Source organism: Duganella flavida (assembly GCF_009857445.1).
GTDB classification, from domain to species: Bacteria; Pseudomonadota; Gammaproteobacteria; order Burkholderiales; family Burkholderiaceae_D; genus Rugamonas; species Rugamonas flavida.
In genome coordinates, this window is sequence record NZ_WWCN01000009.1 from 212,136 (window position 1) to 226,957 (window position 14,822).

At 61.1% G+C, this 14,822-nt stretch carries 9 protein-coding genes; 3 read left to right on the forward strand and 6 right to left on the reverse strand.

The features are described from left to right. Positions 1 to 52: 52 nt before the first annotated feature. A complete protein-coding gene (locus tag GTP46_RS16015) occupies positions 53 to 2,776 on the reverse strand; it encodes a TonB-dependent receptor (RefSeq protein WP_229258970.1) in 2,724 nt (907 codons plus the stop codon). Positions 2,777 to 3,237: 461 nt separating this feature from the next. Here GTP46_RS16015 and GTP46_RS16020 point away from each other — a divergent pair, with 461 nt between their 5' ends. Continuing rightward, positions 3,238 to 5,079 carry a glycoside hydrolase family 13 protein gene (locus GTP46_RS16020; RefSeq protein ID WP_161007631.1) on the forward strand — a complete coding sequence of 614 codons (1,842 nt, stop codon included), beginning with the start codon at positions 3,238 to 3,240 and terminating at the stop codon, positions 5,077 to 5,079. After that, a complete protein-coding gene (locus GTP46_RS16025) occupies positions 5,079 to 8,342 on the forward strand; it encodes an alpha/beta hydrolase-fold protein (RefSeq protein ID WP_161007632.1) in 3,264 nt (1,087 codons plus the stop codon). Before GTP46_RS16020 ends, GTP46_RS16025 begins: the two co-directional genes overlap by 1 nt. Here the strand turns inward: GTP46_RS16025 and GTP46_RS16030 are convergent. The 5 genes from GTP46_RS16030 to GTP46_RS16050 all read right to left on the reverse strand — a co-directional run bounded on the left by GTP46_RS16030 (position 8,320) and on the right by GTP46_RS16050 (position 13,981). Next, positions 8,320 to 9,783 carry a putative bifunctional diguanylate cyclase/phosphodiesterase gene (locus tag GTP46_RS16030; protein WP_161007633.1) on the reverse strand — a complete coding sequence of 488 codons (1,464 nt, stop codon included), beginning with the start codon at positions 9,781 to 9,783 and terminating at the stop codon, positions 8,320 to 8,322. The genes GTP46_RS16025 and GTP46_RS16030 overlap by 23 nt on opposite strands. 113 nt (positions 9,784 to 9,896) lie before the next feature. Next, the gene (locus tag GTP46_RS16035; protein WP_161007634.1) at positions 9,897 to 11,522 is read right to left on the reverse strand and encodes a methyl-accepting chemotaxis protein; all 1,626 of its coding nucleotides are present in this window, start codon (positions 11,520 to 11,522) and stop codon (positions 9,897 to 9,899) included. A gap of 93 nt (positions 11,523 to 11,615) precedes the next feature. Further along, positions 11,616 to 12,128 (reverse strand): GNAT family N-acetyltransferase, encoded by a 513-nt coding sequence (locus GTP46_RS16040; RefSeq protein WP_161007635.1) that lies wholly within the window; start codon positions 12,126 to 12,128, stop codon positions 11,616 to 11,618. Next, positions 12,125 to 12,646, reverse strand: coding sequence for a GNAT family N-acetyltransferase (locus GTP46_RS16045; RefSeq protein ID WP_161007636.1), 522 nt, complete (start codon positions 12,644 to 12,646; stop codon positions 12,125 to 12,127). The genes GTP46_RS16040 and GTP46_RS16045 overlap by 4 nt, the downstream gene beginning before the upstream one ends. A gap of 60 nt (positions 12,647 to 12,706) precedes the next feature. After that, the gene (locus GTP46_RS16050) at positions 12,707 to 13,981 is read right to left on the reverse strand and encodes an amidohydrolase family protein (protein WP_161007637.1); all 1,275 of its coding nucleotides are present in this window, start codon (positions 13,979 to 13,981) and stop codon (positions 12,707 to 12,709) included. A gap of 184 nt (positions 13,982 to 14,165) precedes the next feature. Between GTP46_RS16050 and GTP46_RS16055 the strand changes: the two genes are divergently transcribed. Continuing rightward, the gene (locus tag GTP46_RS16055) at positions 14,166 to 14,783 is read left to right on the forward strand and encodes a phasin family protein (RefSeq protein ID WP_161007638.1); all 618 of its coding nucleotides are present in this window, start codon (positions 14,166 to 14,168) and stop codon (positions 14,781 to 14,783) included. Positions 14,784 to 14,822 lie beyond the last annotated feature (39 nt).

The window sequence follows — 14,822 nt, forward strand, 5'->3', positions numbered from 1 at the left end:
AAACATCCCCTGCCGCTCGCGCAGACAGGGGATGTTTTATACCAGACTAAACTTACATCTTGTAGTTCAGGCCCAGCAGCATGGTACGGCCGTAGCGGGTGTACTCGTTAGGCTGTTTCGAACCATCGGCCAGGGTGGTGGTGGTCTGGTACGCGGTGTTGCCGGCGTTGATGACCTGGGCCAGGAACGACAGGCCTTTGTACGCACCATCCTTGAACTCGTAACCGAACTGGAAGTCCACCTGCGCTGCACCTTTGATATCGGTGAAGGCGCGGTCAGCACCGAAGCCGGTCACTTCGCCACGGAAGTTCGACCGCTCGCTGCGGGTCACACGTGCCGACCAGCCCGATTTCTCGTAGAAGAACTGCACGTTCGACACGGTGCGCGACAGGCCAGGCAGTGCGCCGGAGGTGCCAGGACCATCAGGCTGGATCTCGCTGCTAGTACGCGAGATCGAACCGGTGGCGCCGAAGCCGTCCAGTCCCGACCACAGGATCTTGCCATCCAGCGAGCCGGACAGTTCAACACCCTTGATGGTGCCGCCGGTGCCGTTGGCTGGGCGGGTCAGGGTACCAATGTTCGACTTCGGCGTGACGCCATCGTTAGGATAGCTGGTGAAGTCGTATGGCAGGACCTGGTCGTAGATGTAGGTCTTCAGCTTTTTGTAGAAGGTCGCAGCGCTGAAGTAGGTGCCTTTGTCGAAGTACTTCTCGTACGACAAGTCAAAGGCGTTAGCGCGCCATGGTTTCAGGTTAGGGTTACCGCCCGAACCGCTCCACAGCAGCTTGGTGGTGTCCACCGAAGCCGACGACGATGCGCGCAGTTGGTCCAGACGGGCACGGGCCATGGTCTTGCCGGCGCCTACGCGGATGTGCTGCTCATTGCCAGCGTCGAAGTTCAAGTTCAGGCTAGGCAGGAAGTCGTTGTACGACGCGCCTTCTTCGGCAGTCTTCGGTACGTTCAGGTTGTTGGTGTCGACGTTGAACGCGCTCGAGCTCTGCTGGGTGTGGATCGCTTGCACGCCCACGTTACCCTTGACCGGCAGGCCAAACACAGTGTCGATGCCCAGCTTGGCGTAGGCGGTCGAAACCTTCTCGCTCACCAGCCAGTCCTTGTTGTAGATGTCCTGGTGGATCTTCGGCGTCTGGTTGTACAGCGAGTTCACCACACCCAGGATGTCATAGGCCATGATGCCAGGGATACCGGCAAAGCCCAGCGAGGTTGGCGATTCGATGTACTGCGATGGAATCGACACTGGGGTGCGGCCATTTTTCAGGTTGACCAGCAGCTCGGCCGATTCACGGGTCTTGTCACGCTTGGTGAAATTGACGCCGACGTCCAGGTTGCTGAACATGCCGTCCAGGTCGCGCTTGGCCGAGAAGCGGGCCGATTTCAGCTTGTCCGACACTTTCGGGTACTTGACGTAGCCGTCCTGGCCCCAGCCACCTGGGTCGCTCAGTTTGACGACGTTGGCGTCAGCGTAGTTCAAGCCGGTACCGATTTGCGGCACACCGGTCGCCAGGTTGCGGCTGATGGTGGCGGTGTCGGTGGTGGCGGCGCCGGAGTAGGTTTCCAGCAGCATGTCGTTGCGGTCAGCTTTCGAGTAGCTGAAGTCGGCAATGCCGGTCCACTCGTCGGTCATGCGCAGTTTATTGTTCCAGCCGATCGCGAACAGTTTGTCGCGGGTGGTGTTCAGGTCGTTACGCAGCACTGGCTGAATGCCGCTGACGGTAGCCGACTGCACCACTTGGTTGCCGTTGTTCTGGCCGAGGACCACGTTCTTGTAACCCAGGCCGCCCATCCAGTTGCCGGTGCCGAACTGCATGCCACGAATGGTGGTGTCGGAGTCGAACTTGGAGTAGTAGGTGTCAACCATCGACTGGAAGTCGCGGCTTGGACGCCATTGCACCACAGCCATCAGGCCGTCACGGGTCTGCTTGCTCGAACCAGCGTCCACTTCGTTACCCTGGTTGGCCAGCGCGGTGGCGCTGCCGGTCTTAGGATCGGTGCCGTAGCCCCAGCTGCTCCACTTCTGGTACTGGCCTGGCGAATCCAGACGAGCATAGCCAACTGCCACACCCAGGGTGCGGTTGTTGAACTGGTCGATGTAGATACCGCTGACGCGATAGCCTTTGTCTTTGAAGCCGGCGTTCTGTTTGCCGATCGAGTTTTTCTCGCCGCGCACGTTGAGCGCCATGGTGCGGCCTGGGAATTCCAGCGGACGTACGGTTTGCAGGTCAACGGTGCCCGACAGGCCTTGGCCTACCAGCGAACCGTCCGGGGTTTTGTACACAGTGGCGCCGTTGATCAGCTCCGATGGGTACTGATCGTATTCCACGCTACGGTTATCGCCGGTCGAAGCTTGCTCGCGGCCGTTCAGGGTGGTGGTCGAGAAGTCCGGGGCCAGACCGCGGATGCTCAGCACCTGCGCACGGCCAGCCACGCGCTGGGCGGCTACGCCCGGCAGGCGGGACAGCGATTCAGCGATCGACACATCCGGCAGCTTGCCGATGTCTTCAGCCGAAATCGCTTCAACGATGGATTCGGAATTCTTTTTGACGGAAATCGCGTCTTCAATACCACGACGGATACCGGATACTTTCACCGACTGGACGGTATTGCCGTCGGCGGCTACGGTGCCGGAGGCATCCTGTGCGAATGCAGTGCCGGACATCGCGGACAACAGCAATGCGCAACCGGCTGCAACCGGGCTCAATTTAAAAGCAACGCTGCCCGAGGCCGAGCCGGCGCCGCGCTGATTGACGGATTTCTTCATCAAAGTCCCCTCACTTAACTAAACACATTACCCGTTAGCTAACGGGTTCCAAGGAATACAAACGTTCTAAAAGACGTTCTGAGCGGAATTTTGTACTAAAACTAGATTTGGTGTCAATGAAACTTCCGCCTGCCTACACCTTCATAGTGGCGCCAGCCCTAGAAGATAAGGCGAAAATGCCATTCACGTTGTATTTCGGCTACAGGCAAGATGACAGCAATGTGTAGTGGAACTACAGTTTTTCGGGTGATACCACTACGAAATGTGGCTTTTCCAACGAAAGTCTCGCCGGTTTTGCTGGAAAAACTGGCGACAGGCGGTAATGGAGGTTTTTGCAGGCTGTAGTTTGTATTAAAACTAGAAATGCGCCCTTGAGACCGGGACCGTTTCATATTATTCTCCGGCGACAAGCCCTAAAAAAGCATCTGTAGTACGACTACTTTTCGCATCCAGGAGACCAGATGAACCGCATTCTTGCCGCCGCCTTGCTATCGGCCCTGCCCTTGTTCGCCCACGCCGACACCTACCGCATCGACCATATGGACCCGCCGTCGTGGTGGGTCGGCATGCAGAACAGCAAACTACAACTGATGCTGCACGGCCCGCAGATCGCCGACCTGGAGCCATCACTGGCCTATCCGGGCGTGCGCATCGGCGCCGTGTCGCGCGTGGCCAACCGCAACTACCTGTTCATCGACCTGGAGATTGCACCGCAAGCTGCACCGGGCGAGCTGGACCTCGTATTCAAGCGCGGCGCGCAAACCATGCACTACCGCTATGCCCTGCAGGCGCGGACGCCGGGCTCGGCGCAGCGCGCCGGCTTCAGCAGCAAGGATGCGATCTACCAGGTGATGCCGGACCGCTGGGCCAACGGCAATCCTGCCAACGACAGCGTGGCCGGCATGACCGACCGCGCCAATCGCAGCAACGGCGGCGGCCGTCACGGCGGCGACATCCAGGGCATGGCCGACCATCTCGACTACATTGCTGGCATGGGCTTCACCATGCTGTGGCCAACGCCGCTGCTGGAATCGAATATGCCGGCCTACTCCTATCACGGCTACGCCACCACCGACCATTACCGCATCGACCCGCGCTACGGCAGCAACGACGACTACCGCCAGTTGGTGACCAAGGCGCGCGGCAAAGGCATCGGCGTGATCCAGGACGTGGTGCTGAATCACATCGGCAGCAAGCACTGGTGGATGCAGGATATGCCGATGCCAGACTGGCTGACCTATCAAGGCAAGTTCGTGCCGACTACGCATCACCGCGTCGCTTTGCAGGATCCGTATGCATCGCAAGAGGACCAGCGCAACTTCACGGCCGGCTGGTTCACTGAGTCCATGCCGGACCTGAACCAGGCCAATCCTTTCGTCTCGACTTATCTGATTCAGAACGACATCTGGTGGATTGAATACGCCGGGCTGGCCGGCCTGCGCGTCGATACCTACGGCTATTCGGATAGCGACTTCCTCACGCGCTGGTCGGGTGCAGTGATGGCGGAATATCCGAACCTGAACCTGGTGGGCGAAGAATGGAGCACGCTGGCGCCGGTGGTCGCGCACTGGCAGGAGGGCAAACAGAATTTCAACGGCTACGTCTCGCACATGCCGAGCATGATGGACTTCCCGCTCAACGACGCCCTGCGCCGCGGGCTGGCTGCCGACGATGATCACAGCCTGGCCGCGTTGTACGAAGCGCTATCGCTCGACTACCTGTATCCAAACGCCGGCAACCTGGTGCTGTTCGAAGGCAACCACGATCTGTCGCGCATCTTCAGCGAGCTGCATGGCGACGAGAACCTGTTCCGCATGGCGATGGCCTTTGTGGCGACCGCGCCGCGCATCCCGCAGTTCTACAGCGGCACCGAGATCCTGATGACCAGTACCATCAAGGAGCGCGACGACGCTTCGTACCGCGTGGACTTCCCCGGCGGCTGGAGTGGCGACAAGGTTAATGCCTTTACCGGCGAAGGACTTGGCGCGCGCGAGGCGGCAGCGCAGGCTTACGTGCGTAAGCTATTCAACTGGCGCAAAAATGCGTCCGTGATCCATCACGGGAAGACCATGCACTACGGGCCAGAGCAAAATACCTACGTCTACTTCCGCTACGATGGCAGCAAGAAGGTCATGGTGGCGCTGAATAAAAATAAAACCGAAACCACGCTGCCAACGGAGCGCTTCCACGAGATGCTTGGCAATGCGCGCTCGGGCGTGGACGTCATCACCGGCCAGCGCATATCGCTGGATGGGCAGGTTAAATTGCCAGCGCGTTCGGCGTTGATACTGGAGATCGAATAATGAAGCAATCCAAACCGCGCATTCGCGCGCTGCACACCGCGCTAGCGCTCACCCTGCCCGCGCTTGGCGCGATGGGCGCGCCACAGGCTCACGCCAGCGCTGGCTCGGCCACAGCGACTTACCCAACCTGGGATGGCAAGCAGGAGACAGTGCGCTACGCCACGCCGGACACCAACGCTGCGCCACGCAGCTACACGCAATCGACCACCATGCGCGTGCGCGAAGGCGGCAAACAGGAAATCGTTTATACCGAATCGCCGGCCCTGCCGACGGTCCGCAGCGGCAATCTCGCTTTCGATGCGCTGTTCGCGCTGGCCGGCAACGAGATGAAACTGGACTCCGTCAGCGAAATCCGCGACGGCAGCTACAACGGCGGCAACGCCATTCCTTGCGAGTGCTTTGAAACGGGCGAGTTGTGGCACTACGTCTGGACACGCGACTTGTCGTACGCTGCATCCCTGGGCCTCGGCATGCTGGACCCGCAGCGCACGCGCAATTCGCTGGAGTTCAAACTGGCAGGCTACCGCGAAGGCGTAACTCCCGGCCTGCACGCCATCGGCGATGGCTACCAGATCGTGCAGGACACCGGTAGCGGTGGCAGCTGGCCGGTCAGCACGGACCGCGTGAGCTGGGCCTTCGGCGCGGACGAAGCGTTGAAAGCCCTGCCGGCCGACCAGCGCGCAGCGTTCGCGGTGAAAGCCCTGCACGCGCTGCGCAACACGCTGGAAAACGACCGTATCGCCATCTGGGACGCAGCGGACGGTTTATACAACGGCGAAGAATCCTTCCTCGACTGGCGCGATCAAACCTACGCAGCATGGATACCGAATGAGCTGTCGTACATGGCGACCTCCAAAGCGCTGTCTACCAATGCTGCACACTACAAGGCGCTGGTGCTGGCCGCGCAGCTGGCCAAGGAACAAGGGGACGCAGCGCTGTCCGCACGCTATAGCGGCTGGGCTGCGGACCTGAAAATCGCCATCAACAAACGCTTCTGGCAGGCGGATAGTGGCATGTATAGCAGCGTCACCGCCGGCCACTTCGATGGCGCGGCGATGTACAAGTACGACTGGCTGGGGCAATCGCTGGCCATCGTTACCGGCATCGCGGACCAGCAGCAGGCGCAGAGCATTCTTGCGCATTATCCGCATGGTCCGCTCGGTGCGCCGGTGATTTGGCCGCAGCAGTCCAACACTGCTGTGTATCACAATCGCGCCATGTGGCCCTTCGTGACGGCTTACGGTTTGAAGGCAGCAGCCATCGGCGGTAACGTTGCGGTAGCCGATGCGGCTTACGATACCTTGATGCGTGGTGCGGCCACCAACCTGTCCAACATGGAGAATCTCGAATGGCTGTCCGGCCAGCCGACACTGGATGATGGCAAGCTGAGTGGCCCGGTGGTCAACTCGCGTCGCCAGTTGTGGTCTGTCGGCGGCTATCTCGGCATGGTGGTCGGCAGCGTGTTTGGCGTGCAGACGACCAATGATGGCATTGCACTCAAGCCGTTCATCACGGCCAAGCTGCGGCGCGATGCATTTGCGGGAAGCGATGCGATTACGCTCAATAACCTCTCGGTGCGCGGCAAGCGCATTAACGTGCGTGTGCAGCTGCCTGCCGCTGCGCAGGGCAATGGCTACTACACGGTCGATGGCATTACGCTGAACGGCAAGCAGGCCAGCGCCGCGCTGGCGTGGGATGCGCTAGGTGAGGACAACGCGATTGAGATCCGCCTCGGCAAACTGCTGCCCGGCCAGCAGGACAAGCGCAGCGTAAGCGCCAAGCCGCTGGTGCAGGACGCCGCAGTTTACGCGCCGGCCGAGCCGCGCATCGTAAAACTGGAGCGCGGCACATATGGTTATCCGACGCTGCAGATCGATGGCAGCGGCAAGGGCATTGTGTACAACATCTACCGCAACGGCCAACTGGTTGGCCCACGCATCAGTGCCGGCAAGTGGGCTGACCGCCGTGCCGGCGCGGAAGCCAACTTGTGCTACGCGGTAGAAGCGGTGTACGCCAAATCTGGCAATCGCAGCCACCACAGCATGCCGGTCTGCCTGAACGCTGGCGAAGAAATCCAGGTCGCTCGCGTCGACTTCGGCGCGACGCCGGGCAACTTCACGCAAACCATCAAGGTAGACCGCGACGGCAGCTACGCTGTGCAAATCAAATACCGCAACACCGCGCACCAGATCAATCTCGGTGTCAGCGGCGGCGTGAAATGGGCATCGCTGAAAGACAGCGACGGCACCGTCATCGCCAACGGCGTGCTGCAACTGCCGCACTCCCCAGCCGACGAAGGCGCCAAGTACTCAACACCGTTGCGCGCCAAGCTCAAAGCCGGCAGCTATACACTGCAGCTGGATGACTTCTACAACATGAGCTACATGAAGAACAACGCCACCTACAGCGATGCTGGCGGCGTCAAAGGCCCATCCAACAAATTCGACATCCATGGCGTACGCGTGATGCCAGTACCAGCCAGCAACGCGCCAACACTGGCCATCCCCGCCGGCACCTTGCGCATCATCGATAACTTCGCCTCGCCGCAACTAGGCAACAGCCGCAAGCTGCGCATCTATCTGCCGCCCGGCTACGATGCGCATACGCAGCAGCGCTACCCGGTGCTGTACATGCACGACGGCCAGAACCTGTTCGATCCGAAAACCGCAGCCTACGGCGCGGCATGGGAAATTGGCACGGCGATGGACAAGCTGATCGCCGCCAGCGCCATCGAGCCAGCCATCGTGGTCGGCATCGACAACACCGTCGACCGCATTGGCGAATACACACCATGCTGCGACAAGGAGTACGGCGGCGGCAAGCTTGATGCCTACGCAGCCTTCGTCGTCGATACCGTCAAGCCGTGGGCCGACGCCAATCTGCGCACGCAGCCAGGCCGCGAACACACTGCGATCATGGGATCCTCGCTGGGCGGCATCGCCTCGGTCTACATCGGCCAAAAATATCCGCAGGTGTTTTCCAAGGCGGGCGGCGTTTCGAGTTCGTTCTGGTGGAACGACAAAGCATTCGTGAAGAATGTGCCGGCGCACCAGCCGGTGAAGTTCTACATCGACGCAGGCACCGCCGGCGACGGCATCGAAGACACGCGCAAAATGCGTGACGCCATGCTGGCGCAAGGCTACAAGCTCGATGAAGACTTGTACTACTACGAAGCGGAAGGTGGCTCGCACAACGAGAAATCGTGGGCGGCGCGCGTGCACCTGCCGCTGACTTGGTTCTTCAAGAAGCAACCAGTGAAGTAAGTGAAGCGATACGCTGCTGGCGTCCCACCAGCAGCGCTTCCACGTCCTCCGGCGCGACGGCGCCGCTCAGGCAAAAGCCGAACGCCTCGTCGCAGCCCATCGCCGTCAACTGCGCCAGCTGCTCGCTGGTTTCCACGCCGGCCGCAATCACCTGCATATTGAGTGTGTGCGCCATCTCAATGATGGCCCGCACCATCGCGCCGCCGCGCGACAAATCATCGACAAACGATTTATCGATCTTCACCACATCCACCGGAAAGCGCCGCAGGTAGTTAAGCGAGGCATAGCCGGTGCCGAAATCGCTAATCGCAATCCGCACGCCCAGCTGCTTGAACTGGTGCAGGATCTCCTCCGTGTTCTGCGATTTATCGATCAGCATCGCCTCGGTGATTTCCAGCTCGATGCAGCGGCCCGGCACGCGGGCCTTTTCCAGCGTGCCAGCAAACACCTGCACGATATCCTTATGGAAGAACTGGCGCGGCGACAGGTGCACCGCCACCGTCAGCAAATGCCCCTTGTCCATCCAGCGGCTCACTTGCGTCGCCGCCGTCGCCATCACCCACGCGCCGACCGGCAGGATCAAGGCGCTTTGCTCCAGCACCGGCAGGAAGTCCAACGGCATCACCAGTCCCAGCTCCGGGTGCTTCCAGCGCAGCAGCGCCTTCACGCCGGTGATGCGTTGTGCTTTCAAATCCAGCTTGGGCTGGTAGGCCAGCAGGAATTCATTGTGCTCCTGCGCGTGGCGCAATGCTGTTTCGAGTATCAGGCTGGAATAGGCGCGCGCCTGCATGCTGGGCAGGAAACGCAGGCTGGCGCCTTTGCCGCGCTGCTTGGCCGCGTACATCGCCAGGTCAGCTTTCTCGACCAGCGTTTCGATATCCTCATCATCGTCCGGATACACGGCCACGCCGATGCTGGCCGCCACCGGCATCAAGCCGCCGCTGATGACGAACGGCTCGGCGATCGCCTTCATGATTTTTTCCGCCACCTGCTGGGCGTCGGCGCCGGTGCGCAGCTCCGTCAACAGCACGATGAATTCATCCCCCCCCTGGCGCGCCACCGTGTCCACCTCGCGCACGCACTGGCGCAGGCGCTGGGCAAATTGCACCAGCACCTGGTCGCCAGCGTCGTGGCCCAAGGTGTCGTTGATGGTCTTGAAGTGATCGATGTCGATAAACAGCACCGCCAGCAAACTCTCGTGCCGGCGCGCGTAGGCCACGCCGTGCTCCAGCTGCATCTGCAACTGCAGGCGGTTCGGCAAGCCGGTGAGACTGTCGTGATGGGCGATGAAATCGAGGCGCATTTCGGTGTCGCGCTGCGCCGCCAGCGCCGCCTGCAACTGCGCGCAGCGCGCTCGCAAGCCGCGCGCCTGCCATTGACCGGCTGTCAGCGCCAGCAGACATGGCGCCACACCGGCCACTACCGGCCATAAGCTGTTCATGCTGTCCCTCCCCGTCGGACTGCGGAAAAGGAATGATAGGAGATCGCGCACAAACAAACAGGCCGTTCACGCGCCCGGTTGAGGCGCATCAAACGGCCTGTGGCAAAAGCTGATTAGGTCAGCTGCAAGGCCCGGCTGCGCGAGGGCGGCAAGGCGGCTACGCCTGATTGTCCTTGCAGCTTGAAGATGCTGACCGCCTCCGCCAACGTCGCCGCCTGCTGCTGCAGCGCGTCAGCCGCAGCGGCGGCCTCCTCCACCAGAGCGGCGTTCTGCTGCGTCACGCTGTCCATCTGGCTGATGGCGATGCTGATCTGTTCGATGCCGTCACGCTGTTCGCCGCTGGCCACCGAAATCTCGCCGATGATGGCGGTCACACGCTGTACGCTGGTCACCACCTCGTTCATGGTGTCACCGGCCTGCCCGACCAGCCGGCTGCCCTCTTCCACGCGGCCGACCGAGTTGCCGATCAGCTCCTTGATTTCCTTGGCCGCTGCTGCCGAGCGCTGTGCCAGGTTCCGCACCTCGGACGCGACCACCGCAAAGCCACGGCCCTGCTCGCCCGCACGTGCCGCTTCCACAGCCGCATTCAGCGCCAGGATATTGGTCTGGAAGGCGATGCCGTCGATCACGCCGATGATGTCGACAATCTTGCGCGAGCTGTCGTTGATCTCGCCCATGGTGCGCACCATCTGCTCCACCGCGCTGCCGCCCTTGGCCGCGACCGAGCTGGCGTTATCGGCCAGCCGGCAAGCTTCAGCGGCGTTCTCGTTATTCTGCTTGACGGTAGTAGTCAGCTGCACCATCGCCGCGGCGGTTTCTTCCAGCGAGCTGGCTTGCTCTTCCGTGCGCCCCGACAGGTCAAGATTGCCGGCGGCGATTTCCACCGTGGCGTCGTGAATGGTCTCGGTACCGGTCCGCACCTGGCCGACGATGTTGCTGAGGTTCTGCTGCATCAGCTTGAGCGCGCCCAGCAGGTCGCCAATCTCGTCGGTGCTATTGACGCGCACCTCGCTGCTGAGGTCGCCGCCAGCCACGGTTTGCGCCACGCTGACCGCCTCGTCCAACGGCTTGGTGATGCTCTTGATCAGCCACAGCATGGTCACCACGCCGACCACCAGCGTAATCAGCACCGTGATGCCCATCGCCAGCAAGGCCGAGCGGTGGGCGGCGGCGTTTTGCTCGGCCGTGGTTTCGCTCAGGCGCTTGGACTCGGCACCGATGAAGGCGACGATGTCGTCGATCTTCTTGGTCGGCTCGCGGTCCATGCCTTTAACCAGCGCATCGACCACATGCGCGCTCTCACCGTTGGCGGAATCGTATTTTTTCAACGCCTCCATATAGCGCGTGACCAGCTCGTTCTGGGTCTTGATGGCCTCGTCCACCAGCGGCGTGCGCAGCTGGAGTTTATCCAGCAGCGCATCGAGCTTTTGCAGCTCAGCGCGAGTGGTCTCACCGCCCTTGACGAAGGCCTTGCTGTACTTGTCCAGCTGGGCCGGATCATTACCTCGGATCAGGATGTTCTTCCATTCCTGCACCTGGGTCTTGAATTCCACCTGCGCGCCGCGCGCGGTGTCGATGGCCTGGCTCATGGCAACCGAGCGGGCCATCGCGTCGGCGGCGCGCGCATTGCTGTGATCCAGGGCGCGCCAGCCGGCGGTGGCTACCACCGCCAGTGCGACAAAGAAGAATGCCCCTAGCAACCCTAAGCGCACGCCGATCTTGAGATTGGCGAGTTTCATCGTTTCCTCCTTGGCAAGGACTGTTACCCATCATGCACGCGTGCCGCGCAAATGCCAATATGGAGACGAGAAAATTCTAACGAATTCTCACGGCTACAACAGCTCGCGGCAGTAAATATTAGTAGGACGACCATCCGGCGGCAGCACCTTGTGCTCAACAAACGTCAAGCCCAGCTTGGCCAGCAGATTGATCGACACCGTGTTGGCCGGATTGGTGATGCCCATCAGGCGCGGCAGGCGCAGCACGTCACGCGCATAGGCCACCACAGCCGATGCCGCTTCGTAGGTATAGCCCTGGCCGAAATGGACCGGGCGGATGGCGTAGCCGATATCGACCTCGGGCAGGCTGTCGCGCTTGATCAGACCACACAAACCCAACGCCAAACCGTCGCTCTTACGCTCCATCACATACAGCGAGTGGCCGAGGCGCTGCTGCATCACGCACGGGCCGTCAAGAATTGCGCTGCGTGCTTCCGCAACGGTGCGGATGCCTTTGTCGCCGATGTGCTCCAGCCAGGTCGGATCGTTGACCAGCTCGTAGTAAAACAGATCGTCGTCAGCGTTGATGGTGCGCAGGGTAAGGCGTGCGGTTTCCAGTATTTTCATGCGTCCGGCCAGTGAGTGGGGTCTGCCAGCAATTGGTACATAACATAGACGTCCACATAGCCGAGGTGTTGATGACGGTAAGCGCGCGGCAAGGTGCCGACGATGGAGAAGCCCAGCTTCTTCCACAGCAGCACGGCCGGCATATTCGAGCTGACTACATAGTTGAACTGCATCGCCAGGTAGCCATCGGTGCGGGCGCGCTCGATGCAATCAATGCCCAGCAGCTTGCCGACGCCGACGCCCTGCGCAGCCGGGCTGACCATGAAGGACGCGTTGGCCACGTGGGCGCCACGGTCGCGCTGGTTCGGCATCAGGCGGTACATGCCGACCAAACGCTCGCCGTTGAGGATGGCAACATAAGTCTGGATGCCCGGGCCGAACCAGTACGCGTGACAATCTTCGCGGCTGGTGTCGGCGGCAAAATAATAAGTGTCGCCGCTGGCGATCAGTTCCTGGAATATTTCCCACATCGTGCCAAAATCGGCTTCTGTTGCGGGTCGGATGGCGATTTCTTTCAAGATAACTCCACACGCATTTAACAGTGATCAATTGTCATGTATTTCGAGGTGCAAGTCCAGCTAGCGGCCCAAGCGGAAATTCACGTGCTCGGGACGGCCCGGCAGATCCAGCCGTGCATGCGCCCGCGGCGACTCGGCGATGATCTTCCCGCGCCGCATTACCAGGCGGCGCGCGGCGCGCAGGCGGATCGCTTCCACCGGATCGGCCGCATCGAGTAGCACCAGGTCGGCATGGCAGCCGGGTGCGACGCCGTAGCCTTCCAGCCCGAGGATGGCGGCCGGGGTGGCGGTGACGGCGCGGAAGCATTCGCGCATGGCGTCCTGCCCCGTCATCTGCGCCACGTGCAGGCCCATGTGCGCCACCTCCAGCATATCGCCCGAGCCGAGGCTGTACCAAGGGTCCATCACGCAGTCGTGGCCGAAGGCGACCGGAATGCCGGCCGCCAGCAGTTCCGGCACGCGCGTCATGCCGCGCCGTTTTGGATAGCTGTCGTGACGGCCTTGCAAGGTGATATTGATGAGCGGGTTGGCGATCGCCGCCACACCGGCTTCACGGATCAGCGGCAGCAGCTTGCTGACGTAGTAGTTATCCATCGAATGCATCGAAGTCAGGTGCGATCCGGCCACGCGGCCGTGCAGGCCGAGACGGTTGCTCTGGTAGGCCAGCGTCTCGATGTGGCGCGACAAGGGGTCGTCCGATTCATCGCAATGCATATCCACCATCAGGCCCTGGTCAGCGGCATACTCGCACAGGATGCGCACCGACTCGGCGCCCTCGGCCATGGTGCGCTCGAAGTGTGGAATGCCGCCGACGACATCCACACCCATCGCAATCGCGCGCTTGAGGTTGATCAGGGCATTGGGTGCGCGCAGCACGCCGTCCTGCGGGAAAGCGACCAGCTGCAAATCAAGATACGGCGCCACCAGGCGCTTGACCTCCAGCAGCGCCTCCACCGCCAGCAGGCGGTCGTCGCAGATATCAACGTGGGAGCGGATCGCCAGCAGGCCGCGCGCCACGGCCCAGTCGCAGTACTGCAATGCGCGTTCAATCAGCGCCTGCTGCGTGAGGTGCGGCTTGAGCTCGCCCCACAGCGCGATGCCCTCCAGCAGCGTGCCGGAGGCGTTGACGCGCGGCAGGCCGTAGCTGAGGGTGGCGTCCATGTGGAAGTGGGCATCGACAAACGGCGCCGTGAGCAGGTCGCCGGCGGCGTCGATCTCTTGCGCCGCCTGCAGCGGCAAGCGCGGCCCGACGGCGGCGATGCGTCCCTGCTCGATGGCAACGTCGACACCATGCTGCCCGTCAGCCAGATTGGCGTTGCGTATCACGACATCCATCTGCGCTCCCATTGATTTAAAGTAAAACCATTGTAGGCATTTTCACCAAAATACACCAATTGTTGCATTGCATTAATTTGGATTCGTGCACACCGGGCGTCATGGTGTAAAAAATAACTTTCCAAGCGATAAAATCGTCGCTAGAATGGACTTATTGCGTTGCATCATAATTTCAGGAGAAACCATGTCTTCGATCACCGAACAGTTTTCCGCAGCCACGAAATCGCAACTTGAAGCACAGTTCCAGATCCTCAGCACCCTGGCCAGCACGGCTGTGGGTAGCGCCGAGAAAGTCTTCGCGCTGAACCTGAGCACCACCAAAGCCTCGGTAGAAAAATCCTCGGCCGCCGCCAAAAAGCTGCTGACGGCCACCGATCCAAAAGAATTCTTCAGTCTCAACGCCGCCGAACCGGCCAGCTTTGACGGCCTGCTGGCCTACAGCCGCGAGCTGTACAGCATCGCCTCAAGCGCGCAGGACCAGTTGATCAAGAGCGCCCAGAGCACCCTGAAGCAAGTGACCGACCTGGCCGCCACCAAGGCCACCGTACTGCCGAAAATCCCGGTACTGACCTCCGTCATCGCCGCCAACGAGCCGGTGGTGGTAGCGCCGAAAGCGCCGAAAGTCAAACCGGCCGCACCGAAAGTGATCGAAGTAGTTGACGTCGAGCCAGTTGCGGAAGAAGACACCTTCATCGAAGTGAAGGCCGAAACCAAGCCGTCGTTCCCATCGGTGCCACCAAAGCCAATCGCGCTGTCGCCGGAAGACAAACCAGCCAAATCCGCCCCCAAAGCCAAAAAATAACTTCGGTTAAATTCGGGGTCAGCTCTGTCAAATGGACAA

Bases quoted from the DNA above. Each gene is read 5' to 3' on its own strand.
- GTP46_RS16050 (WP_161007637.1), bottom strand. From the start codon at position 13,981: ATGGATGTCGTGATACGCAACGCCAATCTGGCTGACGGGCAGCATGGT.
- GTP46_RS16035 (WP_161007634.1), bottom strand. From the start codon at position 11,522: ATGAAACTCGCCAATCTCAAGATCGGCGTGCGCTTAGGGTTGCTAGGG.
- GTP46_RS16030 (WP_161007633.1), bottom strand. From the start codon at position 9,783: ATGAACAGCTTATGGCCGGTAGTGGCCGGTGTGGCGCCATGTCTGCTG.
- GTP46_RS16040 (WP_161007635.1), bottom strand. From the start codon at position 12,128: ATGAAAATACTGGAAACCGCACGCCTTACCCTGCGCACCATCAACGCT.
- GTP46_RS16020 (WP_161007631.1), top strand. From the start codon at position 3,238: ATGAACCGCATTCTTGCCGCCGCCTTGCTATCGGCCCTGCCCTTGTTC.
- GTP46_RS16055 (WP_161007638.1), top strand. From the start codon at position 14,166: ATGTCTTCGATCACCGAACAGTTTTCCGCAGCCACGAAATCGCAACTT.
- GTP46_RS16015 (WP_229258970.1), bottom strand. From the start codon at position 2,776: ATGAAGAAATCCGTCAATCAGCGCGGCGCCGGCTCGGCCTCGGGCAGC.
- GTP46_RS16025 (WP_161007632.1), top strand. From the start codon at position 5,079: ATGAAGCAATCCAAACCGCGCATTCGCGCGCTGCACACCGCGCTAGCG.